General features: G+C 70.3%; 23 protein-coding genes. 9 read left to right on the top strand and 14 right to left on the bottom strand.

All coding sequences use genetic code 11. From position 1 onward, the window contains the following. Window positions 1-33 precede the first annotated feature (33 nt). Genes AB0H54_RS20825 through AB0H54_RS20815 form a run of 3 tightly spaced genes read right to left on the bottom strand, consistent with a single transcriptional unit; the run spans window position 34 to window position 3,005 of the window. On the bottom strand, window positions 34-1,086 hold the full coding sequence (locus AB0H54_RS20825; protein WP_355272209.1) for a 3-keto-5-aminohexanoate cleavage protein: 1,053 nt from the start codon (window positions 1,084-1,086) through the stop codon (window positions 34-36). Between the two features lie 52 nt (window positions 1,087-1,138). Further along, entirely contained in the window at window positions 1,139-2,005 is an 867-nt protein-coding gene (locus AB0H54_RS20820; protein WP_355272210.1) for a TauD/TfdA family dioxygenase, read from the bottom strand. Window positions 2,006-2,030: 25 nt separating this feature from the next. After that, a complete protein-coding gene (locus AB0H54_RS20815) occupies window positions 2,031-3,005 on the bottom strand; it encodes a quinone oxidoreductase (protein ID WP_357346956.1) in 975 nt (324 codons plus the stop codon). Between the two features lie 108 nt (window positions 3,006-3,113). Here AB0H54_RS20815 and AB0H54_RS20810 point away from each other — a divergent pair, with 108 nt between their 5' ends. Beyond that, a complete protein-coding gene (locus tag AB0H54_RS20810; RefSeq protein ID WP_357346955.1) occupies window positions 3,114-4,118 on the top strand; it encodes an AraC family transcriptional regulator in 1,005 nt (334 codons plus the stop codon). A gap of 10 nt (window positions 4,119-4,128) precedes the next feature. On the opposite strand, the gene AB0H54_RS20805 is transcribed toward AB0H54_RS20810, so the two are convergent. Further along, window positions 4,129-5,220 carry a metallophosphoesterase gene (locus tag AB0H54_RS20805; RefSeq protein ID WP_357346954.1) on the bottom strand — a complete coding sequence of 364 codons (1,092 nt, stop codon included), beginning with the start codon at window positions 5,218-5,220 and terminating at the stop codon, window positions 4,129-4,131. 37 nt (window positions 5,221-5,257) lie between these two features. Next, window positions 5,258-6,484: a hypothetical protein gene (locus AB0H54_RS20800; RefSeq protein WP_357346953.1), complete on the bottom strand. Its 1,227-nt coding sequence runs from the start codon at window positions 6,482-6,484 to the stop codon at window positions 5,258-5,260. A 268-nt stretch (window positions 6,485-6,752) separates the two neighbouring features. Here AB0H54_RS20800 and AB0H54_RS20795 point away from each other — a divergent pair, with 268 nt between their 5' ends. Further along, complete coding sequence (locus AB0H54_RS20795; RefSeq protein WP_357346952.1) at window positions 6,753-7,697, top strand: AraC family transcriptional regulator; 945 nt, start codon at window positions 6,753-6,755, stop codon at window positions 7,695-7,697. Window positions 7,698-7,700: 3 nt separating this feature from the next. On the opposite strand, the gene AB0H54_RS20790 is transcribed toward AB0H54_RS20795, so the two are convergent. Beyond that, window positions 7,701-9,179, bottom strand: coding sequence for a sugar porter family MFS transporter (locus AB0H54_RS20790; RefSeq protein ID WP_357346951.1), 1,479 nt, complete (start codon window positions 9,177-9,179; stop codon window positions 7,701-7,703). 132 nt (window positions 9,180-9,311) lie between these two features. Between AB0H54_RS20790 and AB0H54_RS20785 the strand changes: the two genes are divergently transcribed. Then, complete coding sequence (locus AB0H54_RS20785; protein ID WP_357346950.1) at window positions 9,312-11,699, top strand: glycoside hydrolase family 3 C-terminal domain-containing protein; 2,388 nt, start codon at window positions 9,312-9,314, stop codon at window positions 11,697-11,699. Between the two features lie 58 nt (window positions 11,700-11,757). Next, window positions 11,758-12,693 carry a polyphosphate kinase 2 gene (ppk2, locus tag AB0H54_RS20780; protein WP_357346949.1) on the top strand — a complete coding sequence of 312 codons (936 nt, stop codon included), beginning with the start codon at window positions 11,758-11,760 and terminating at the stop codon, window positions 12,691-12,693. Here the strand turns inward: ppk2 and AB0H54_RS20775 are convergent. Then, the gene (locus AB0H54_RS20775; protein ID WP_357346948.1) at window positions 12,690-13,430 is read right to left on the bottom strand and encodes a hypothetical protein; all 741 of its coding nucleotides are present in this window, start codon (window positions 13,428-13,430) and stop codon (window positions 12,690-12,692) included. The genes ppk2 and AB0H54_RS20775 overlap by 4 nt on opposite strands. 130 nt (window positions 13,431-13,560) lie before the next feature. Here AB0H54_RS20775 and AB0H54_RS20770 point away from each other — a divergent pair, with 130 nt between their 5' ends. From AB0H54_RS20770 to AB0H54_RS20760, 3 genes are all read left to right on the top strand, one after another. After that, entirely contained in the window at window positions 13,561-14,286 is a 726-nt protein-coding gene (locus AB0H54_RS20770) for a Sir2 family NAD-dependent protein deacetylase (RefSeq protein ID WP_357346947.1), read from the top strand. A 44-nt stretch (window positions 14,287-14,330) separates the two neighbouring features. Continuing rightward, a complete protein-coding gene (locus AB0H54_RS20765) occupies window positions 14,331-14,984 on the top strand; it encodes a CPBP family intramembrane glutamic endopeptidase (protein ID WP_357346946.1) in 654 nt (217 codons plus the stop codon). A 77-nt stretch (window positions 14,985-15,061) separates the two neighbouring features. Further along, on the top strand, window positions 15,062-16,165 hold the full coding sequence (locus AB0H54_RS20760; RefSeq protein ID WP_357346945.1) for a glycosyltransferase: 1,104 nt from the start codon (window positions 15,062-15,064) through the stop codon (window positions 16,163-16,165). Between the two features lie 40 nt (window positions 16,166-16,205). Here AB0H54_RS20760 and AB0H54_RS20755 read toward each other — a convergent pair whose 3' ends face one another. Further along, window positions 16,206-17,081, bottom strand: a complete 876-nt coding sequence (locus AB0H54_RS20755) for an NAD(P)-binding domain-containing protein (protein ID WP_357346944.1) — start codon at window positions 17,079-17,081, stop codon at window positions 16,206-16,208. Between the two features lie 51 nt (window positions 17,082-17,132). Between AB0H54_RS20755 and AB0H54_RS20750 the strand changes: the two genes are divergently transcribed. After that, window positions 17,133-17,540 carry a MerR family transcriptional regulator gene (locus tag AB0H54_RS20750; RefSeq protein WP_357346943.1) on the top strand — a complete coding sequence of 136 codons (408 nt, stop codon included), beginning with the start codon at window positions 17,133-17,135 and terminating at the stop codon, window positions 17,538-17,540. A gap of 3 nt (window positions 17,541-17,543) precedes the next feature. On the opposite strand, the gene AB0H54_RS20745 is transcribed toward AB0H54_RS20750, so the two are convergent. The 5 genes from AB0H54_RS20745 to AB0H54_RS20725 all read right to left on the bottom strand — a co-directional run bounded on the left by AB0H54_RS20745 (window position 17,544) and on the right by AB0H54_RS20725 (window position 21,458). Further along, window positions 17,544-17,984 (bottom strand): DUF5990 family protein, encoded by a 441-nt coding sequence (locus AB0H54_RS20745; protein WP_357346942.1) that lies wholly within the window; start codon window positions 17,982-17,984, stop codon window positions 17,544-17,546. A gap of 26 nt (window positions 17,985-18,010) precedes the next feature. After that, complete coding sequence (locus AB0H54_RS20740; protein WP_357346941.1) at window positions 18,011-19,453, bottom strand: hypothetical protein; 1,443 nt, start codon at window positions 19,451-19,453, stop codon at window positions 18,011-18,013. A gap of 76 nt (window positions 19,454-19,529) precedes the next feature. Beyond that, window positions 19,530-19,712 (bottom strand): hypothetical protein, encoded by a 183-nt coding sequence (locus AB0H54_RS20735; protein WP_355272239.1) that lies wholly within the window; start codon window positions 19,710-19,712, stop codon window positions 19,530-19,532. Between the two features lie 24 nt (window positions 19,713-19,736). Then, a complete protein-coding gene (locus AB0H54_RS20730) occupies window positions 19,737-20,993 on the bottom strand; it encodes an MFS transporter (RefSeq protein ID WP_357346940.1) in 1,257 nt (418 codons plus the stop codon). A 93-nt stretch (window positions 20,994-21,086) separates the two neighbouring features. Continuing rightward, entirely contained in the window at window positions 21,087-21,458 is a 372-nt protein-coding gene (locus AB0H54_RS20725; RefSeq protein ID WP_357346939.1) for a nitroreductase family deazaflavin-dependent oxidoreductase, read from the bottom strand. Window positions 21,459-21,554: 96 nt separating this feature from the next. Between AB0H54_RS20725 and AB0H54_RS20720 the strand changes: the two genes are divergently transcribed. Then, on the top strand, window positions 21,555-22,199 hold the full coding sequence (locus tag AB0H54_RS20720; protein ID WP_357346938.1) for a TetR/AcrR family transcriptional regulator: 645 nt from the start codon (window positions 21,555-21,557) through the stop codon (window positions 22,197-22,199). 59 nt (window positions 22,200-22,258) lie between these two features. Here the strand turns inward: AB0H54_RS20720 and AB0H54_RS20715 are convergent, their stop codons facing one another. Further along, window positions 22,259-22,582 carry a hypothetical protein gene (locus tag AB0H54_RS20715; protein ID WP_355272246.1) on the bottom strand — a complete coding sequence of 108 codons (324 nt, stop codon included), beginning with the start codon at window positions 22,580-22,582 and terminating at the stop codon, window positions 22,259-22,261. Window positions 22,583-22,659 lie beyond the last annotated feature (77 nt).

Here is a 22,659-nt window from a genome sequence, read left to right as displayed (position 1 = left end):
TCGAGACAGGGGAAGCTGATCCCCCGGGAGGGGTCAGGCGTGGTGGGTGAACCCGACCTGGCCCGGCTTGCGGTTCGGGGCGAACCCGATCTTGGCCAGCGTCTCGTCGGCGTCGGCGTAGTGCTCGTCGAGCCGGTAGATCTCGCGCGCTTCCTTGCCGGTGGCGACCTCGCGGCCGAGTTCCCCGGCGATCCGGACCAGCTGCTGGATCTGCTGGACCGAGGTCATCCGCTCGCCCTTGCGGCCCCACAGGGTGTCCTCGTTGCCGCAGCGCGCGTGCAGACCCATCGCGATGGCCATCGTGTTCACCGGCAGCACGCTGCGCATCAGCGTCTCCAGGGTGAGTACGGCGCCGTCGGGGGTGCGGCGGATGAACTCCATCATGTTGTACGGGTTGGGTCCGTCGAAACCGCCACCGATGCCGACCCAGGTCAGCATGAGCGGGCCGGTGTAGACCCCGCGCCGGATCAGCCGCTCGACCGTCTCCAGCTGCGGGATACTCGACAGCTGGAAGTGCGGCTGGATGCCGTTGGCCTGCAAGCGCTTCAAGTGCTCGGCGACCCAGGCCGGGCCCGCGGGCACATACATCTCCCGGTACGCCTCGTATACCTCGGGCCGTTCGAACGAGGTGCCCGCGATGTCGTCCTCGGTCATCAGCTCGACGATGTTCATCTGGCTGGTGTTGATCGCGATGGTGACCTGGTCGGGCTTGGGGTCGAGCTCGGCCAGCATGTGCCGGGCGTCGTCGGGCAGCCACAGCGCGTCGGCGCCCTCGCCTTCGGGCGAGAACGAGATCGACCCGCCCACCTGCAGGATCATGTCCGGCACCGCCTCGCGCAGCCGGCCGAGCAGTTCGTTGAACTTCGACAGCCGCTTGGAGCCCTTGCCGTCGAGTTCGCGTACGTGGATGTGCAGCACGGTCGCGCCGGCGGCGTAGCAGTCCACCGCCTGCTGGACGTGTTCGTCCATGGTCAGCGGGAGGTCTTCGCGGAAGTCGTCGAGTTCCCATTCCGGACCGTACGGCGCGGCGGTGATGACCAGCTTTTCCTGATTCTCGGGGAACAGTGCGTCGTCGTGAAAATGCATGGGGGTACTCCGATCGGAATTGCGAGGGTGAAAGGAAAAGAAGAGAAAGAAGTCAGAAGGGACGGTCGCCGACGATGCCGGCCCGTTCCATCTTGCGCACCGCGGGCCAGTAGTCCTGGACGGCATAGTGCTGGGTGGAGCGGTTGTCCCAGATCGCGAAGCTGTTCTCGGTCCAGCGCCAGCGCACCTGATACTCCGGAATGGCGGCCTGCCGCATCAGATAATTCAGCAGTTCGCTCGCGCCGGGCGCGTAATCGGCGCCGAATCGCACGTTCTCGGGGGTGTGATAATTCACCAGGTGGGTGGTGAAGGAATTGACGAACAGAATTTCCTCCCCGGTTTCCGGGTGAATACGCACCACCGGGTGTTCGGCATCGGGAAAACGTTCGTGCAGCGCGAGGCGGTCCTCTTCGAGCATGGCCGCGCCGAAGCTCGCCTCGATACTGTGCCGGGCCCGCAGGTGCGCGATCCGCGACCGCACCGACTGCGGCAGCCGCCGGTAGGCCTCGACCATGTTCACCCAGATGGTGTCACCGCCGACCGGCGGCGATTCCACACACCGCAGCACGGCGCCCATCGGCGGATTCACCCGCCAGGTGGCATCGCAGTGGAAGGCGTTCTCGTAGTGCTCGGGTGCGCTGTCGAGGTCCTTGTAGATGCGGACCAGGCCCGGATGGTCGGGATCGCCTGCCGCGACCGGATGGTCCTCGAGCGGGCCGAAACGTTCGGCGAGCGCGACGTGTTCGGCCCTGGTGATGTCCTGGTCGCGCACGAACAGCACCTTGTGGCGCAGCAGCAGCGTGCGCAGTTCGGCGAACAGGGCGTCGTCGGCGGCGACCTCGGCGAGGTTCACCCCGTGCAGTTCGGCGCCGATGGTCGCGGTCAGCGGCACCGCGTGCAGGGCGGTACGGACGGTCATGGCTGGTTCCTTTCCGGTGGACGCGTCAGAGCGTGAAGACCGACGCGCCGACGCTGCGGCCCGCTTCGAGGTCGCGGTGCGCCGCGACGGCGTCGGCGAGCTCGTAGCGCTGGTTGATCTCGACCCGCAGGCGACCCGCGGTGAGGTGGCCGAAGAGCTCGCCCGCGAGGTCGGCGCGTTCGGCCGGGTCGGCGATGTAGTCGGCCAGGGCGGGGCGGGTGACGAACAGCGAACCCTTCACGGCGAGCTGCATCGCCTCGATCGGCGGCACCGGACCCGAGGCGGTGCCGAAGCACACCAGCAGGCCGCGGCGGGCCAGCGAGTCCAGCGAGGACTGGTAGGTGGTCTTGCCGATGCTGTCGTAGACCACCGGAACGCCCGCGCCGTCGGTGATCTCGCGCACCCGGGTCGCGACGTCCTCCCTGGTGTAGATCACCACGTGGTCGCAGCCGTTGGCGCGGGCGACGGCGGCCTTCTCCTCGCTGGAGACCGTGCCGATCACGCGCACACCGAGCAGCTTGGCCCACTGTGTGAACAGCTGACCGACCCCGCCCGCCGCGGCGTGCAGCAGGACGGTGTCGCCCGCGCGCAGCGGATGGATCCGCCGCAGCAGGTAGGCGGTGGTGAGACCGCGCATGGTGGTGGCGGCCGCGATGTCGGCGGCGATACCGTCGGGCAGGGCGATCAGGTGCTCGGCGGGCATGACCCGTTCGGTGCTGTAGGCGCCGAGCGGGCTGCCGGTGTAGGTGACCCGGTCGCCCGGCGCGAAGCCGGCCACGCCGGGGCCGACGGCCTCGACGACACCGGCGCCCTCGACGCCGAGTCCGGCGGGCAGGGCGGCCGGGTAGAGACCGGTGCGGAAGTAGGTGTCGGCGAAGTTGAGTCCCACGGCCTCGTGGCGGAGCCGGACCTCGCCGGGCCCCGGATCGCCGACCTGGGTGGTCTCCCACCGCATGACGTCGGGGCCGCCGATCTCGGCGAAACGAATTGCGTGTGCCACTGCATCTCCTTCGGTGTGATGGACATAACAGTAGGGATGGACACCGGTCAGTGCTTATCCTGACGGGACAGAGAACTATTCCTCTCGGGACATCGAGGAGGTGGTGGCGTGAAGCCGTTGTCCCGGTACGCGTCGCTGAACGACTACCTCGACCTGGCTCGTTCGCTCGGGTTGGAGCCGGCGCGGCTCATCCGCGACTGCGGCCTCGATCCGGCCGGTTTCGGCACCCAGGACCGCTGGATCCCGGCCGAGGCGGTCGCCGAACTGCTGGAGCGCTCGGCCGCCGAATCCGGCCGGGAGGACTTCGGATTGCGGATGGCGCAGCTGCGCCGCTTCGCCAATCTCGGCCCGCTGAGCCTGGTCATCCGCGAGGAACCCGACGTGCGCAGCGCACTGCGGCTGCTCGCGCGCCACGAGCACATGTACAACGAGGCACTGCACACCGAGATCATCGAGGCCAACGGGGTGGCCACCCTGCGGGTCTCGGTCGACGTGGGCAGACCGGCGCCCGTGCGCCAGGCGGTCGAACTCACCACCGGCGTCCTGCACGGACTGCTGCGCGGCTTCCTGGGGCCCACCTGGCGGCCGATCCAGATCAGCTTCTCCCACCCCGCGCCCCGCGACCGCGCCACCTACTACAAGATGTTCGGCCCGCACGTGGAGTTCGACCAGGACTTCGACGGAATCCTCACCTACAGCACCGATCTCGACGCCCCCAACGCGATGGCCGACCCCCAGTTGCGCACCTACGCCCAACGATTGATGGGCAGGCTGACACCGACGCGCGAAGCCACGGTCACCGACCGGGTCCGCGAACTCGTGGAACTGCTGCTACCGACGGGACGCTGCACCGTCGAGCAGGTGGCCCGCAGTCTCGGCGTCGACCGGCGCACCGTGCACCGCAGGCTCGCCCAGGACGGCACCACCTTCAGCGCGATCGTCGACGACACCCGCGCCGCGCTGGCCGAACGGCTGGTCACCCATCGCCGCCACTCCCTCACCGAGGTCGCCGACCTGCTCGGCTTCTCCTCGGTGAGCAACTTCTCCCGCTGGTTCCGTACCCGCTACGGCACCAGCCCCCGGCAGTGGCGCGAGCAGCGCCCGCGCCACTGACCGGTCGCGCTCAGGCCAGGCGACGATCGAAGACCTGGGTCCCCGCGCCGGAGGCGGCGTCCACGGTGACGACCCGCAGGTTCACCTTCTCCTGGCTCAGGTCCATCACCATGAAGCCCAGTTCGTGCTGGGTCTCGAACAGCGCCGGATGCGCGGAATCCTCGGTCGCCGCGGGCTGACCGGACGCCGTCTTGCCCGCCGCGCCGGAGACGATCTGCCGGGTGCCCTTCGACGCCGCGGTCGGTTCGAGCACCTGCAGGGTGTGGTCGTGGCCGGACAGCAGGAACGAGACCTTGCCCAGCACATGGTCTTCGAAGAACCGCTTGGCGTGCACGCCGTTGATCGGCTCGATCGGCAGGCCCTCGTAGTTGCCCGCGTCGCCGTGCGGCCCGTTGCTGAGGTACGGGTGGTGGGTGCAGGCGATCTTCCACGGCGCGGTCGACTCCGCCAACGCCCGGTCCAGCCAGGCGCGCTGCTCGTTCATGTACTGGCCGTCCACCGACCAGTACGGGTCGAGCAGCGGTGGGATGTAGGCCGCGAGCGGATTGACGTCGAGCACGAAGAACTCCACCACCGGGTTCTCCTCGGGCACCCGCACCGAGTAGTAGCGGCTCGGCATCCACCAGCGGCGTGACCTGGCGTGGTACTCGACCTCGTGATTGCCGCGCAGCAGCCAGCCGCCGTCACCGGGGAACACCGCGGAGGTGTCGTGGTTGCCCAGCACCATCGCCCACGGAAAGTCCAGGCCCGCATTGGGATCCTCGAACTTCGTCGCGAACTGGACGTCATCGGGGCCGTTGGGGCCGGACTCGTAGATGTTGTCGCCGAGGCCGACCGCCATCGTGAACGGCTCGCGCGCATGGAAGGCCCTGGCCGCGTCGGCCACCGCCCACTGGGTGCGGCTGCCGGTGCCCGCGTCACCGGTGATCAGGATCCGGGCGGTGCGCCCGGCGCCCGGCGCGAACTTCGGCACCTGCGCCGGGACCGCCGCCGCGGGCGTCAGCCCGACGAGGGTGATGCCGGCGACGACGCCTGCCGCGCCGGCCAGCACTTCCCGCCGGCCGATACCGGCCGGGGTGGAACCTGCGGTGGAGTGCGACACGTGGATGCTCACCTTCTGGTCTGGGATCGGTGGAAACTTACACCGCGCACATCGACTGGATGACGCCGCGCACGATCGGTGCGCCGTAGTCGGTCGGCGCGAAGGCCAGCTTCTGCACGATCGACAGCGGCGTGAGGACCGCGTCGGCGACCCCGGCGTACCCGGCGACGGAGGTACCCGCCGAGAACAGCAGGCTGGTGATGTCGAGGGTCAGCGTGGCCAGGTCGAACGCGTTCTCGACCTCCACCTGCGCCAGCGGCACGGTGTCGCGCGCGGTTCCCGCGGCGACGTCGGCGCCGAGGTTGGCCAGGAAGGTCAGCGGGCCCATGTCGAGGGCTTCGACCAGCGGTCCGAGTTCGTCGGAGCGGCGCATCAGCATCACCTTGGCGACGCGATTGCCGGCCAGGAACACCTGCAGGTCCGCGGCGGCCTGGTCGACGGCGGCGGGGTCGACCCGCACGGCACCGCTGGTCAGGAACGCCCGCGAGCGTTCGACGACGGCGGCCATGGTCAGATCGGCGATCGGTGTGCAGTGTCCGTCGGCGGTCATGACCAGGGCGGCCAGGTCCTCGATCGGCTGGGGAACGTCGACCGGTTCCGTGGTGGCGGCACCGAGGTCGAGCGGCGGGTACACGTTCGGGGCGACGCAGCCCGCGTCGATCGAATTCTGCACCGCCCTGGCCAGGGCCTTGGTCCCGGTGAACGCGGCGCCGACGATCGGCTTCAGGAAGATCCCGACCGTGGGGACCATGCCGGCGGCCAGCTTGGCGGGAATCTTGACGATGCCGGTGGCGAGGATGAACACCTCGATCGCGTCGTCGACCGTCAGCTGCGAGACCGACATGGTCTGGTCGATCCGGCCGGTGCGGACCGCGTCGAGGCCGTTCACCAGGTAGGTGACGATGGGGTCGTCGAGTTCGGCGGGCCGGGTGCCGACCAGCTCGGGTCGCATCGGCAGCCCGTCCCGGTGCACGCGCACGGCGGCGATCCCGGCACGGAAGTCGGCGACCTGCCGATCGTAGGCGGCCAGCTGGGCGGGCCCGACCATCCCGCGCAGGATCGACGCGGCCGCCGTGACGACATCGTCGAAGGTCGGTGCGCCCGTGGTGCACAGCGCTGTCGCGTCGGCGATCGGGGTGGCCGCGAGGGTGTCCGCGGCGCTCGCCTGCGCGGTTCCCGGCGCGAGCAGGACACCCGCGGCCACGGTGAGCGCGGTGAGGGAACCGACGAACGGCGCGGTGCGGCGGGACAGGGGCAGGCGCATGCGGTGTGATCTCCGGCTGGGCGGCGCTCGGCGCACCGCCGAGCGCATCGGATGGAAGGTGCGCACCGAACCTAGGGCGGCGTAGTTTCCGAAACGGTGGCATTTACATGAACGGCTAACCAATTTGGACGTACGTTCAGTTAATCCGTGCTCACCGAACATGGGTGTTCGCCACGATGTAGCGACCGAGCGGGTCGCGACACGCGCCCGATCGTGGCTGTCACCACGATCGGGCGACAAGCACGGTTGCCCGATGGATACTGGGCCGATGGCCGACAGGTTGTCTCCCCTGGTGCTCAGCACCGAGAGTGTCTCGCGCAGGGAGGCTTTCGACTTCTGGCGCGACAGTGTGTGCGCGATGTACTTCCGCATGCAGGTCGATCCGATGACCAGCGCGGATTTCAACGCGCGCATCGAATACGCCACGCTGGAGAACGCCGTCGGCCTCTCGCGCGTGCGCGCCGACGCGCAGCGGGCCCGCCGACGCCACGTCGACCTGAGCGCCGACACCGAGGACTGCGTGCTCGGCATCATCACCCTCGACGGGCGCGCGGTCCTCGAACAGGACGGCCGCACCGTCGAAGCCGCTCCCGGCAACCTGATCTTCCTCGACAGCACCCGCCCCTACTGCGCGACCTGGACCTCCACCTTCGAGGAACTGGTCGTGCAGGTGCCCACCCGCCGGATCTCGGTCGCCGACACCCGCTCGCTCACCGCCAAGGCCTTCGGCCCCGGCACCGTCGCACCGACGGTCACCTCGTGCTTCACTGCCCTGTTCGACCTCGTCGCCACCGACCCCGCCCAAGCGGCGCCGCTGGTCCCGCACGCGCTGGGCCTGTTCGGTGCCGCCGTCGCGACCGTGGCCCGCCGCAAGAGCGAGCCGGAGGAGATCACCGCGCTGCTGCGCCAGCAGGTCTTCGACTTCCTGCGCGCCAACGCGTGCGACCCCGAACTCACCGCCGACGTCGTCGCCGAGGCGTGCGGGGTCTCCCGCCGCACGCTCTACCGGATCGTCGGCGGTGGCGGTGTCGCCCAGCACATCCGGGTGATCCGCATCGATCGGGCCAAGAAACTGCTGCAACGCGAGCGCTACCAGTCGATGGGCGCGATCGCCGCCGCCTGCGGTTTCGGCAGCGAGTCCGGCTTCCATCGCGCGTTCCGGGAGGCGGTCGGCGCGACACCGGCCGACTACCGGCAGATGGTGCGGCCCTAGCGATCACACCGCCGACGCGGGCCGGTCCACGCCGGTGGCGGCATCCATGTCCTCGAGCGACATGCCCTTGGTCTCGCGTACGAACCGTGCCACGAACAGCAGCGACAGCAGCGCGAACACCGCGTACATGCCGTAGGCGAAGCCGAGCGAGAACGTCTTCAGGCTCGGGAAGGACACGGTGATCGCCCAGTTCGCCGCCCACTGGCCCGCGGCCGCCAGCGACAGTGCGGCGCCGCGGATCCGGTTCGGGAACATCTCGCCGAGCAGCACCCACACGACCGGGCCCCAGCTCATGCCGAAGAACACGACGAACAGGTTCGCCGCGACCAGCGCGATCGGCCCACTCGCCCCGGTCAGCTGCGGCTCCATGGCGCCTTCGGAGTTCGCCACCTGGTCGGCGGTGCCGAAGCACACCGCCATCGTGGCCAGGGTGATCGTCATGCCGATCGAACCGATCAGCAGCAGTGGCCGACGCCCGATCCGGTCGATGAGCATGATCGCGACGATGGTGGTGGCGATGTTGACCACCGAGGTGAACACGCTGATCTGGAACGACTGGGACTCCTCGAAACCCACGGCCTCCCACAGCACGTTCGAGTAGTAGAAGATCACGTTGATGCCGACCGCCTGCTGGAACACCGACAGCAGCAGACCCACCCAGACGATCGGATAGATCCCGCCCGCCGGGCGGCGCAGGTCCTTCCACGACGGCTTCACATCACCTTTGAGGCTGTCCTCGATCCGGCCGATCGTCAGTTCGAGGTTCTTCTCGCCGAACAGCAGGGCCAGCACCTTGCGGGCCTCGGGAATGCGATGGGTGGCCACCAGGTAGCGCGGTGATTCCGGAATCGTCGAGGCCAGCACGCCGTACACGACCGCGGGCACCATCATCGACAGGAACATCCACCGCCACGCCTCGAGGCCCAGCCACAGGTTCTCGCTGGCGCCGCCGGCGATCTCGGCGAGCACATAGTCCACGAGCAGGGCCAGGAAGATACCGAGCACGATCGCGAGCTGCTGCAGGGATCCGAGCCTGCCGCGAATGCGCGCGGGCGAGGTCTCGGCGATGTAGGCGGGGGCGATCACCGAGGCGACACCGACGCCGAGACCACCGATGATGCGCCCGATCACCAGGATCCACACACTGGGCGCGAGCGCGGTGACGACCGCGCTGACGAAGAACAGCACCGCCGCGATCTTCATGACCTTGATCCGGCCGATCCGGTCGGCGATGCGGCCCGCCGTCATCGCGCCCGCGGCCGCGCCGAGCAGCGCCGAGGCCACCGCGAAGCCGAGAACAGCGTCGTCGACGGCGAATTCGTCCTGGATCGCGGCCACCGCGCCGTTGATCACCGCGCTGTCGAAACCGAACAGCAGACCACCCAGCGCGGCGACCGAGGCGATCCGGATGATGTGGCTGCCCGGCGCGCTCTCCTCGTCGGGGGCAGCGGACTGATCGGTGAAAGAACCTCCGTCGGACATCGGCGTCGTCCTCTCCGCGGCGTGGCGCTCGTGCCACGCTGGTCGCTGTGTGGTCTGGTCGCAGTATGCCCCGACCGGCGGGCCGCTTCGTCGAGGACACGCACACCACCGACGGGACCGAAAGGCAGGGCTATGGACGACCGCATCGAGGAATTGCTCGCCACACTGGATCTGGCGGGCAAGCTGCGGCTGATCTCCGGCGCGAGCCTGTTCCGGCTGGCCGGTGATCCCGCGATCGGGCTGGCCGAGATGCCGGTGTCGGACGGTCCGTCGGGGGTGCGCGGCGAGAACTGGGACGAGCGGGATCCGTCGGTGAGCCTGCCCTCGGGCACCGCGATCGCCGCCACCTGGGATCCGGCGCTGCTCGACGAGATCGGCGCGCTCATCGCCGCCGAGGCCCGCCGCAAGAACGTGTACGCGGTACTCGGGCCGACGATCAACCTGCATCGTTCGCCGGTGGGCGGCAGGCACTTCGAATGCTTCTCCGAGGATCCACTGCTGACCGGCGAGCTGGCGGCGGCGTATGTGCGGGCCGTGCAGGCGCACGGCGTCAGTGCGTGCCCGAAGCACTACGTGGCCAACGATTCGGAGACCGATCGCTTCACCGTCGACGTGCGCGTCGGCGCGCGGGCCCTGCGCGAGCTGTACCTGTACCCGTTCGAGCGGGCCGTCGACGCGGGCGCGTGGATGATCATGGACGCCTACAACGCGGTCGACGGGGTCACCATGACCGAGAACCCACTGCTGGACGAACCGCTCAAGGGCAGCTGGGGATTCGACGGTGTGGTCGTGTCGGACTGGACCGCGGTGCGCACCACCGACAGCGCCGCCCACGGCACCGACCTGTGCATGCCGGGTCCGCCGTATTTCTGGGGCGAGCCGCTGGCCGAGCGGATCCGGGCCGGGGCGATCCCCGAGTCGGCCGTCGACGAGAAGGTGCGCCGCATCCTGCGTTTCGCGATCCGGGTCGGCGCGCTGGACGGAACGCCGCGGAGCACACCGGTTTTCACCGACGCGCGGGCGCGGGACCTGGTACGCGCGGTGGCCGCCGAGGCGATGGTGCTGGTGCGCAACGACGGTGTCCTGCCGTTGGCGCCGCGGACGACGGTCGCGCTGGTCGGCCCGTCCGCGGGCGAACCCCGCTATCTCGGCGGCGGCAGCGCGACGGTGATTCCCGGCCACACCACCTCCCCGGTCGAGGGGTTGGCGGCGACGTTGCCGGTCACCTACACCGCGGGCGTGCGCCTGTCGGAGGATCTCGTGCCCGCGCCGCTGTCGGTGGTCACCGATCCCGCGACCGGCGAACCCGGCCTGTCCGTGCGCTACCTCGCCGCGGGTACCGAACTCGGCGTCCAGCACCGCTCCGCGAGCCGGCTGGTCCTGCTCGGCGAGCCGCTGGCCGCGCGGGCCACGACGGTGGAGGTACACGCGCGGCTGCGCGCCGACGTCACGGGCGCGTGGCAGATCGGTGTCGCCGGTGTCGGGCACATCCGGCTCGACCTGGACGGCACGACGGTCATCGACGAGCACGTCGCGCTCGACTCCGGCGATCCGGCGGCGGTTCTGCTCGATCCGCCGCAACGTCAGGTGACGCGCACGCTGGCCGCCGGGGACGAGGTCGATGTGCGGGTGGTGATCGATCTCGGCGCGGCGGCGGTGCCCGGGTTCGGTGTCGTCCTCGGGGCGACGCTCGGCGTCCGCCGCCCGCAGCGCCCCGACGACGAGGAGTTCGCCGCCGCCGTCGAACTCGCGCGCGCCGCCGAGGTCGCCGTCGTCGTGGTCGGCACCACCGAGCAGATCGAGAGCGAGGGCGTCGACCGCACCACCCTGCGCCTGCCCGGTCGCCAGGACGACCTGGTCGCCGCCGTGGCCGCGGCCAACCCGCGCACCGTGGTGGTGGTGAATTCCGGTGCGCCGGTGGAGATGCCGTGGCGCGACGACGTCGCCGCGGTGCTGCTGGCCTGGTTTCCCGGCCAGGAGTTCGGTGCCGCGCTGGCCGATGTGCTCACCGGGGCCGTCGAACCCGGCGGTCGGCTGCCCACGACCTGGCCCAAGACGATGGCCGAGGTGCCCGTGCTCGACACCACCCCCGTCGACGGCGTCCTGGACTACGCCGAGGGCATCCACGTGGGCTACCGCGCCTGGCTGCGGGCGGGGACCGCACCGGCCTACCCGTTCGGGCACGGACTCGGCTACACGACCTGGTCCACCGGCGGACTCGTCGTCGCGGGCCGCACGGTGTCGCTGACCGTCACCAATACCGGCGACCGGCCGGGTAAGCATGTCGTCCAGGCCTACCTGTCCCGCCCGACCAGCGCGATCGAGCGGCCGGTCCGCTGGCTGGCCGGATTCGCCGCCGTCACCTGCGCGCCCGGGGAAACCCGCACCGTCGACATCGCCCTCCCCCGGCGCGCTTTCGAGCACTGGGACGGCCATGGCTGGGCGGTCGAGCCGGGTACGTTCACGGTACTGGTCGGCACCTCGGTCGAGGACCTGCCGCACACCGCGACGGTGTCCTGAGGGCGGCCCACACCGCATGTTCACCTCGCCGACACGCTCGTCGTCTAGCGTCCGCGAGATGACCGATGTCGACACGCGTCCGATCCCCCGTGAGGTCAGCGAGATCGCCGATCTGGCCACCGCCGTGAACCTCGCCGACACCTCGGCGTTCACCGTCGACGACAGCGACGACGACGATCCGTTGCTGCTCACCGCCCCCGGCGGGCTGATCGTCGACACCTGGCGCGAGGGCTACCCCTACGACGAGCGCCTCGCCCGCAATCAGTACGAGCTGGAGAAGCGGCTGCTGCAGATCGAGCTGCTGAAGCTGCAGAACTGGACCAAGGCGACCGGGCGCCGCATCGTCATCGTGTTCGAGGGCCGCGACGCCGCGGGCAAGGGCGGCACGATCAAACGGTTCATGGAGCATCTGAATCCGCGCGGCGCGCGCGTGGTGGCGCTGGAGAAGCCCTCGGCGCGCGAATCCACCCAGTGGTATTTCCAGCGCTATGTCGAGCACCTTCCCGCCGCGGGTGAGATCGTGCTGTTCGACCGGTCCTGGTACAACCGGGCCGGGGTAGAGCGGGTGATGGGATTCTGCACGCCCGAACAGCATCGCCGGTTCCTCGCGCAGGTGCCGCTGTTCGAGCGGATGCTCGTCGACGACGGCATCGACCTGGTGAAGTTCTGGTTCTCGGTATCACCGCTGGAGCAGCGCACCCGCTTCGCCATCCGCCAGGTCGACCCGGTCCGGCACTGGAAGCTGTCCCCCATGGACCTGGCCTCACTCGACAAGTGGGAGCAGTACACCGCGGCCAAGGAAGAGAACTTCGAGCACACCGACACCGATCACGCGCCGTGGATCGTGGTCAAGAGCAACGACAAGAAGCGGGCCCGGCTCAACGCGATGCGTCACGTGCTCAACCGCTTCGAGTACGACAACAAGGACGAGGAGATCGTCGGTACCGCGGACCCGCTGATCGTGGGCCGCGGTCGCGACGTCATCGGTTCCTAACGCACCAGCGCGGCGGTGTGCGCGGCGGCCATCAGGGCGGCCAGCTCGTCGCGTTCGGCGGCGTCGAGGGCATCCTCGAAACAGGGCGCGATGAGCTCGTCGGTGAGGGCCTCCGCGGCGTCCCAGCGGGCCCGCTGATCGTCGGTGATCTGCTCGAACGGTTCGGACCAGCCGAGCATGCGCGCGTGGGTCGGGCCGTCCGACATCGGCGAACCCGCGATCAGGATCGCCTGCAGCGGGGTGAGACCGTGGGCGAGCACGGCGATCAGGTGCAGGCCACCACGCAGTTCGCGCAGCACATGGGTCAATTGGAGCGCGGCCGCCCGGCTGTCGGTGGGCAGCGGCATGGCGCGCCAGCCGGCGAACAGCGGCAGTCCGGTCGACGGCGCGGCCGCGACGACCCGGCCGAGCAGTTCGGCGAGCCGCTCCGCGTCGTCGTAGGCGGCGAGTTTGCGCCTGCCGAAGTCGTGGCAGGCCGCGAGGTAGGCGGTGGCCGCGTCGGCCGCGGGCAGCGGCACCGATTCCCAGGCGGCCCGGATACATCCGGGTTCGAAGAAGCCGAAGGCCGCGGAGACGACATCGGCGTCGACGTCGCCGAGCACACCGCCCCGCCCGCGGGTGTAGGTGCCGTGGAAGCCGGGGACCCCGACCGCCTGCCCGAATTCCTTGGCCTCGCGCGAGATCATGAATGCCCCACCGAGTTCGAGTACCTGCTGTTTCACTGCTGTCGACGTCATCGTCTGCCTTCCACTCGTTTCACTCAGAGCAGACTTTAGCGTGCAATAGCCAGATTGGGCAGCCCCCTCGGTGAGATCGGCACCGGGAAATCTCGTCGACCACCCCGACCGGTCGCCCTACGCTGAACCCATGACCAGCCGATCTCTCGTGGCGATCCTGTCCGGCGCCGGTGTCTCCACCGACAGCGGGATCCCCGACTATCGCGGACCGCAGGGCCTATGGCAGCGCGACCCCGACGCCCAGAAACTGGTCACCTACGACTACTACATGCGCGATCCCGACATCCGCCGTCGTTCCTGGCTCATGCGCGGCGAACACCCGGCCTGGCGCGCCCAGCCCAACGCCGCCCACCACGCCGTGACCGCGCTGGCCGCGAGCGGGGTGCCGGTGCGGGTACTCACCCAGAACGTCGACGGCCTGCACCAGCTCGCCGGCCTGCCCGACCGCAAGGTCGTCGAACTGCACGGCAACGCCCGCACCGCGATCTGCACCGAATGCGGTGACCGCACCACCACCGAGGCGGCGCTGGCGCGAATCGCGGCGGGCGAGGACGATCCGGCCTGCCTGCGGTGTGGCGGCATCCTCAAGACGGCCACCGTCATGTTCGGCCAAGCCCTCGATCCCGACGTGCTCGCCCACGCGATGGCGATCGCGCAGGCGTGCGGCGTGTTCGTCGCGGTCGGGACGAGTCTGCAGGTGCAGCCCGCCGCCTCGCTGGCCGGGATGGCCGCCGAGCACGGCGCCCGGCTGGTCATCGTCAATGCCGAACCGACGCCCTACGACGCCCTCGCCGACGAGGTGATCCGGGAGCCCATCGGGACGGCCCTGCCCGCGCTGCTGGCCACCTTGGGCTGATTCCGGCCCGGCGCGATCGTGCCGGCGCCGCTAGGCTCGGACGCATGACCGTCGATACCGGCGTGAGTAGCCGGAAGACATGGCTCACAGTCGAATTCGTCGTCCTCTTCCTCGGGGTGGCCGTGTTGTACGCGGTGTTCCTGCGCGGGGTCGGGCCGCTGCCGTTCCTGCTCGTCGTCACCGGTGGTGTGGTCGTGTATCTGCGCCGCACCGGATTCGACCGCCGCGACTTCTGGCGGCCCGAGGCACTGCGGGCCGCGCTGCCTGGCATGCTCGCGGTGTGGGCGATCGCCGCGGTCGGGCTCGGGATCGCCGTCGCGGTGCTGCGCCCGGCGTCGCTGTTCGATCTGCCCCGCGAACGGCCCCTGCTGTGGGTGCTGGTGCTGGTGTTCTATCCGCTGGTCAGCGTGTATCCGCAGGAATTGCTGTTCCGCGCGTTCCTGTTCCACCGATATGCGCCGGTGTTCGGTGACGGCACCCGGATGGTGGCCGCCAGTGCCGCCGCGTTCGGTATCGCGCACCTGATGTTCGGCAGCTGGCTGTCGGTGCTGCTCAGTACGGCCGCCGGATTCTTGTTCGCCGAGCGTTATCGGCGCACCCGCTCGCTGCTGACCGTGTCCGTCGAGCACGCGCTCTACGGCTGCCTGGTGTTCACGATCGGCCTGGGCGAATTCTTCTATCACGGTGCCGCCGGCTGACCGGGTGAACCCGGCACGCCGCTGTTCCGTATGACGGCAGGGGCCCGGGACGCGGCCACACGAGCGACGGAGGCCTGATGCGAGTGATGTTCGTGGCGATGCCGCTGCTCGGGCACCTGTTCCCGATGATGCCGCTGGCCACCCTGCTCCAGCGGCGTGGGCACCAGGTCCTGCTTGCCACGGGCGGTGCCGCCGCCGACGCGGTGGGCGAGCACATCCCGGTCACCGAGGTGGCCCCGCCGATCCACTACCTGCGCTCGGCGGTGCGCGGTCTCGGCACCCATCCCCTGCTGGCGGTGCGTTCGGCGCACGGCATGGCCGAGCCACGCGGTGGCGCCCGGGTTTTCGCCGTCACCAACCGGCCGATGCTCGCGCCCTTGCTCGCGGCGGCTCGCGAGTTCCGGCCCCAGCTGATCGTGCACGAGCCGTTCGCCGCGGCCGCCGCGATCGTGGCCGCCCAGCTCGGCGTGCCCACGATCCTGCACAACATCGCCCTCGACGACGGCACCGTCCTGCGCCGAGAGCTGCTGCGCCTGCTCACCGACACCGACGTCCCCGCACCGGCGCAGACGCTGTCGATCGCGCCACCGAGCATCGTCGAGGTGAGCGGGCGCGCACTGCGCTACACCCCGTACGCCCCGCCCGGCGTCACCACACCGGCGTTCCTGCGCGAACCCGCCACCCGTCCGCGCATCCTGGTCACCCGGAGCACGATGCTCGGTGACGGCCCGGACGCGATGCTGCGCGCGATCATTCGCGCGGCGCCCGAGGTCGACGCCGAGATCGTCATCGTCCGACCCAACCGCACGATCGCGCGCACCGGCGATCTTCCCGGCAATGTCCGCACGACGGGCTGGATCGCCCTGCACGAGGCCCTCCCACACTGCACCGCCATGGTCGATCACGCGGGTGCGGGGTCGGTCTTCGCCGCTCTGCGGGCGGGAGTTCCGCAGCTGGCCACCCCCGCCGCAGGCGACCGCGCCTGGAATGCCACCGCGGTGCAGCGCCGCGGCGCCGGACTGTCGGTCGCCGCCCGCGCGATCACCGCCGACCATCTCACGACCCTGATCAGCGACTCCGGCCTCGCCGCCACCGCCCGATCGGTGGCGGACGAGATCGCCGCGATGCCCAGCGTCGCCGAGATCGCCGACGACGTCGCGACATTCGTGGCCGCCTGCTGAGATTCCCGGCCTACGCTGCCGCCCGACAGCACCGAGCGGATCAGCGGTGCGGCGTGCCGAATTCCTCGATCAGCACGGGATACTGCTCGCCGCCGTGTCCCGCGGCGATCGCGCGATCGGCCATCGCCTTGAACAATCGTGGCAGTTCGGCGTTGACGCCCAGGGCCTCGCACTCCTCGATCAGGTGCGCCATCGACCGCGCGTCGGTCTCCAGCGCGGCGACCTCGGCGGGGAACGCGCCACTGTCGACCTGGGCGGCGTATCCGGGCAGCCAGGTCGCGACACCGGCGGCGATCTCCTGCGCGAACGGCGCGTAGGTGGCGGCGTCGACCCCGGCGACCCGCAGCATCGCGGTGCCCTGCAGCCAGGCGTTGAGCACACTCCACATCATGGCCAGACCGGCGGCGTCGTAGAGCGACGCGAGCCCGTGGTCGGCACCGAGATGACGGACGGTGCCGAGCGTGTCGAGGGTCGATCGGTGCGCGGTGACGTCGTCGTGCGCGCCGGCGAGGAGGATGACCGCGTCGGCGGTCCCGATGGTCGAGGGGATGGCCATGATGGCGCCGTCGAGGTAGCGGGCGCCGCGCGATCCGGCCCAGCGGGCGGTTTCCCTGGCCTGGGCCGAGTCACCGGAGGTCAGATTCAGCAGGGTCGCGCCCGCGAGGACGGTGTCGCCGAGCAGGTCGCGCACGGCCGGGTAGTCGGTGACGCAGAGGATCGTGAGGGACCCGGCGGCGACGGCGTCGCCGACTGTCGGGGCCAGGCGGGCGCCGCGGGCCACGAGCTCGTCGGCCTTGGCGGCGGTGCGATTCCAGATGGTGGTCGGGTACCCGGCGTCCAGGAACGCGCCGGCGAGGGCACGGCCCATCAGGCCGAGTCCGAGAACGGTGACGGGTGTGGCGGTGGTGTTGTTCATGGCAGCATCGTCGACGTTCATACCGGTGTGAAGGTCAAGTGGAGGATGCGGATGCGGATCGGCGAACTGAGCCATCGGACGGGTGTCAATGCCCATCAGCTGCGCTATTACGAAGCGCAGGGCCTGCTCACGGCCGACCGGAGCGCGAACGGCTATCGCGTCTACGACGAGGGCTCGGTCCTGCGCGTTCAGCAGATCCGGCATCTGCTGGGCGCTGGACTGTCCTCCGACGACATCGCCTATCTGCTGCCGTGCGCGCAGGGCGAGGTCCCCGAGCTGCCCGGGTGCCCGGAACTGCTGGGCGCCATGCGATCACGGATGCGGCGGATCACCGAGCAGATCGACCGGCTGGCCCGGTCCCGCGACGCGCTGGCCGACTACATCGCGGCGGCCCAGCGCATCGGGGGCGACAACTATCCCCCGTTGGACGGCTCCGGCCGCGAACCCGTCTCGGCCTGATGGTCAGGCCCCGGCGGTCCAGGCGATCGCAGGCGGTGTCACTCGCGCGCACACCGGGTTTCCGGTGGCGTCGGTGAGTCCGAGCCGGGCCTCGAGGACTCCGGAGATCGTCGCGGCGGCCAGGACATCCGCGGGGACGTCGGCGAGCATGAGTTTCGCGCGGCGGAACATGGTGGGGGTGCCGTCTTCGCCCGCCGCGGTCCAGCTGAGGTAGACGAACCGCTCGCCCGGGCGGCCTTGCACGTGGGGTCCGCGCACGTCGGTGCCGTCGACGGTGCAGTCCAGTGTCCAGCCGACCGATTCCGCGTCGCCGGGCTGAGGATCGAGAAGTTCCCGCGGGCGGTTCTTGCGCTGCACCCCGACGTGGATGTCGGTGTAGCGCGGCGCTCCCACGGGTCGGCACGACGAGCCGGGCATCCGGGTCCCCACGATGCGAATCAGCACCCGCTCATTCTCGCCCACGACCGACCTCACGACTGGAACACGGTCGCCGCGATCCGCAGCGACGACCACACCAGCAGCGCGCCCGCCCCGATGGTGAAGAACACGATCATCGGAAGATCGCCGTCGTCCCGGGCTTTCGTGATGATCTTGATCGTGCCCGCCTCCACGAACAGGGCCGCCACCAGGAGCGCGTTGATCGCGACCGCCGCCCACACCGCGCTCGGCTGGTACGCCCAGTAGCTCGTGACCCATCCGAACAGCAACGTGCTGGGCAGACCGAACATCATCCAGCCGAAGCCGAGCACGACCAGGTTCTCCCCGTGCGCCTTCGGATCGGTCTCGGCGGCGCCCACCGGCAGCACCCGGCCGATCTGCACGACCGCGTGCCCGACGCAGGCCAGCGCACACGCGACGATCAGCGCGAAGTATCCGTCCGCCGCCTCCAGCGGTGGGTTGCGTGCCCAGCGGAACGGCAGCCAGCCCGCGCACACCACCAGCCCGACGGCGAAGACCACTGCGGGCCGGGCCAGGACGTGGACGCGCACGTAACCGGCGGGGAAGAGCTCGGCGCGCCGCCCGTACAGCCAGCCGACGCACACCGGCGCCACGGCACCGACGAGCACCGTCAGCCAGCGCCACTGCGTCGGTGCCAGGAACATCGAGACGAGCGCGAGTAGCCAGCTGGTGACCACGAGGGCGAGCGCCGGTCGCGCGAGTGCCGTCCACAGCCGGTCGGCCCGGGCGGCGGCCTCGGCCATCGGATCGGGCTCCGGCGCCGGATCCACCTGCACCACAGGATGTTCCGGCTCCCGGATACGGGGCGGGGTCGGCCACTCCCCGGCGAAGGCCGAGCCCGGGCACAGGACGAGGCTGTCGTCGGCGTGGTAGTCGTAGTCGACATCGACCTCGCCGTAGTCGCGCATCAGCTCCATCCGCTCGGTGATGGCCAGCCCGTGCCACGATTCCTCGCAGTGCGGGTTGGGGCAGTCGGGGTAGGTCGGGTCGTCGTAGTCGTAGCCGATGCGGGGTTCACCGTCGCGCATGCTCTCCTCGACGAGCTGATCGATCTCGTCAAGCACTCGTTGCGCCGGTGCGGATTCGACGGTCTGGGTGGTGTCGACGGTGATCGTCCCGGCCGCGACCACGGCGTATTCGGCCGACACCACGTCGAGGTCCACCGCGACCGGCGCGGTCCGGAACCATCGACGCCGCACCGCGATCGCGTGGGCGGTGCCGCCCACCATCAGCCCGAACAGGCAGACGTCGAAGACGGTGTCGCGCACCGGGTCCGACTCGATCGCCCAGATCTCCAGGACCAGCAGCCCCAGGTACGCGAGCGCGGCGCCGGCCAGCGGCCACGACCGTGCGCGCACGGCGAGGACGGTGAATACCGGCCAGGTCAGCAGGCCGAGGGAGAGCAGCGGGACGAACGAGACGATCCAGCTGGCACCGTTGCGTACGGCTGACACGACCACTACCCCCACTGCCCGGACACGATCCGACGATCCTAGGGTCGCCGCCTCATCGGGTCCACACGATTGGCGGCTACTCCGGGGTGGACGTCTCCGCGGGCCGTCGGCGATCGCGCACGACCAGGACGACGGCCGCCACGGACCAGATGACGGCGTAGGCGACCGCGCGCATCGGGCTCCAGTTGGTGAGCAGCAGGATCACGGCGACGCCACCGAGGAGGCCGAGGATGCGGGTGGTGCTGGCCGGGCCGGTCATCCGGCGATCATCGCACGAGAACGGTCAGCCGTCGACGCGGGCATCCACCGGACGTGGCCGCGTCCCGGCGGGCGGGCGGCGCGTGCTCCAGGCCAGCGCCGGGACGATGAGCAGCGCGATCGCCGCGCCGAGGTAGGCCAGGCCGGGGTAGTCGGCCGCCGCGACGATCAGTCCGGAGCCGAGGCCGCCGCCCGCGCCCGCGACGGCGATCCCGACGTCGACGGTGCCCTGGGTACGGGCACGGGTCGCCACGGGGGTGGCGTCGGCGATCATCGTGGTGCCCGCGACCAGGCCCAGGTTCCAGCCCAGCCCGAGCAGGCCGAGGGCGGCGGCCAGCGCGGGCACCGAGCTCGGCGGGGCCAGGGCGGCGGCCAGTCCGGCCGCGACCAGGGTGCCCGCCGCGGCGACGGCGACCCTACCGGCGCCGATCCGGTCGACGAGCATGCCCGACAGCAGCGAGGGCAGATACATCCCGGCCACGTGCACCGCGATCACGATGCCCGCCGCGCCGACATCGTGGCCGTGGTGCTGCATGTGGATCGGGGTCATGGTCATGACCGCCGCCATCACCAGCTGGGTCACCACCATGATGGTCGCGCCCGCCACGATCGGCGCCGACCAGGTCCTGGTCGGCGTCGGATCATCGGTGGCGGCGGGTGCGTCGGCGACCGCCATGTCCCGGGCCAGGACGAGCGGATCCGGTCGCAGCAGCACCCACAGCACCAGACCGGCGAGCAGGTAGGCCGTGCCGGAGAGCACGAACGGCCCCGACAGCGGCGGGATGCCCCAGGCGATGGCCAGACTCGCCATGGGGTGCAACAGGTTCGGGCCGACGACGGCGCCGACCGTCGTCGCGACGAGCACCGTGCTGATGGCGCGGGCCCGGTGCGCCGGGGTCGCCAGATCGGCGCCCGCGTACCGGGCCTGCAAGCTGGTCGCGGTGCCCGCGCCGTAGACGATCAGCGACGCGAACAGCAGGGCGATGCTCCCGGTGACGGCCGCGACGACGACACCGAAACTGCCGAGGGCCCCGACCAGATACCCGGCGGTGAGGCCGGCCCGGCGTCCGGTCCGCTGTGAGATCCGGCCGACGCCGATCGCGGCCGCCGCCGACCCGACGGTGAACAGGGCACTGGGCAGACCGGCCAGCCCGGTCGATCCGAGCATGTCCTGCGCCAGCAGCGCGCCGACCGTGATGCCCGCGGCCAGTCCCGCCCCGCTGAAGATCTGGGCCGTCACGAGCACGGCGAGAGTGCGCCGCTGGGCCGGATGTTCGCTCATGAACGTCAACAGTGCGGCAAAGATGGACGCCCGTCCAATCGTTTCGTCGGCGCACGATCGGCGCTGTCCAGTGTTGCGATCACCGCGAGCGGATCAGGCGGCCAGGTCCATCCGCAGGAACTCGGTGATGCGCAGCAGCTTCGGTGGCCGGGTCACGTCGTCGGCCAGCGCCCGGAACGCTTCGGCCTCCCCCACGACGACCGGGGCGGTGAGATCGAGTTCCCGCCCGTCGACCCGCAGCTGCGCCCGGCCCGCGGCCAGCACGTTCTGCGCCCAGTCGCAGCGCGCGCCGTACACGAGGACGAACAGGTAGCCCCCGTCGACGGGATAGGCGTCCAGGGGCGTGTGATACGTCACCCCCGACCGGCGGCCGACGTGGGTGAGCACCGGCCATTTCCCGCCCTTGATCGCGCGCGGATTGAACACCCGCTTGTTGATGTGACCCCACCACCGCGGCATCGGCATCGGGCTCTCCTCACTGTGACATCCCGGCTGGTCTTACACCTGTAAGGCTGACTTACATGTGTAAGACTGTCAAGGCCGTCCACCCTGGGAGCTGCGATGACCCGACCACCCCTCAGCCGCGAACGCGTCCTCGACGCCGCCATCCGCGTCGCCGACCGCGCGGGCGCCGAGGCGATCACGATGCGCCGGGTCGCCCAGGAACTGGGGGTGGAGGCGATGTCGCTGTATCACCATGTGCCGAACAAGGACGCGATCCTCGACGGCGTGGTCGACGCGGTCTTCGCCGCCATCGACCTGCCCCCCACCGACTACGACGACTGGCGCGACGCCATCCGCGCCCGCGCGCACTCGGCACACCGGGTCCTGGCCCAGCACACCTGGGCACTGGGCCTGATGGACTCCCGCCGCCATCCCGGCCCGGCGACGCTGCGCCACCACGACGCGGCGCTCGGGGTGCTGCGCACGGCCGGTTTCACGCTGCCGATGGCGGCGCACGCCGTCTCGCTGATCGACAGCTACGTCGGCGGCTATGTCCTGCAGGAAGCGAATCTGCCGGTGACGACGCCGACCGAGGTCGAGGACGTCGCGTCGGACATCCTCGCGAGCCTGCCCGACGGCGAGTTGCCGTACCTCACCGAGCTCATCGTCGACCACGCGCTGCGACCCGGCTACGACCACACCGCCGAGTTCGCCTACGGCCTCGACCTGATCCTGGACGGGCTGGAGAGCCGCCGCACCTGACACGACGACCACCGTCCGGGCGGGTGAAACCCGCCCGGACGTGGACTACGGCCGCACCCTCAGTGACCGGCGGGGTCGGTCAGGTGCAGTCCCTCGCCGACTTTGATGCGGCGATGTTCGGCCAGCACGATCGTCACTCCCGTCAGCAGACACACGCCGCAGATCACCCCTGCGATCACTGCCCACCCGGCGAAGCCGGAACCCGCGGCCGTCAAGGTCGCGGCGAGAAAGACGATGCCGATGCCGATGAGGAGCAGTCCGGGCCAGTTGAGGGAGTCCTGGATGGATTCCCCCGCGTGGGAGCGGAAGGTGCGTTCGGTATCAGGGAACCTGTGTACGTGCGGATCCACGTGTGTCGCCCACGGGTCGGGATGTGTAGCCATGGCCTGCCGTCCTTTCGACGAGCCGTTCCATATCCCATGCCTACCCTTGATCCCGCCGATTCACCAGCGGTGTTGTG

This window comes from Nocardia sp. NPDC050718, from assembly GCF_040654235.1.
In the GTDB taxonomy this organism is placed as follows: Bacteria; Actinomycetota; Actinomycetes; order Mycobacteriales; family Mycobacteriaceae; genus Nocardia.
The sequence above is the reverse complement of the archived record's forward strand: the minus strand, read 5'-3'. Positions and strand labels throughout refer to the sequence as shown.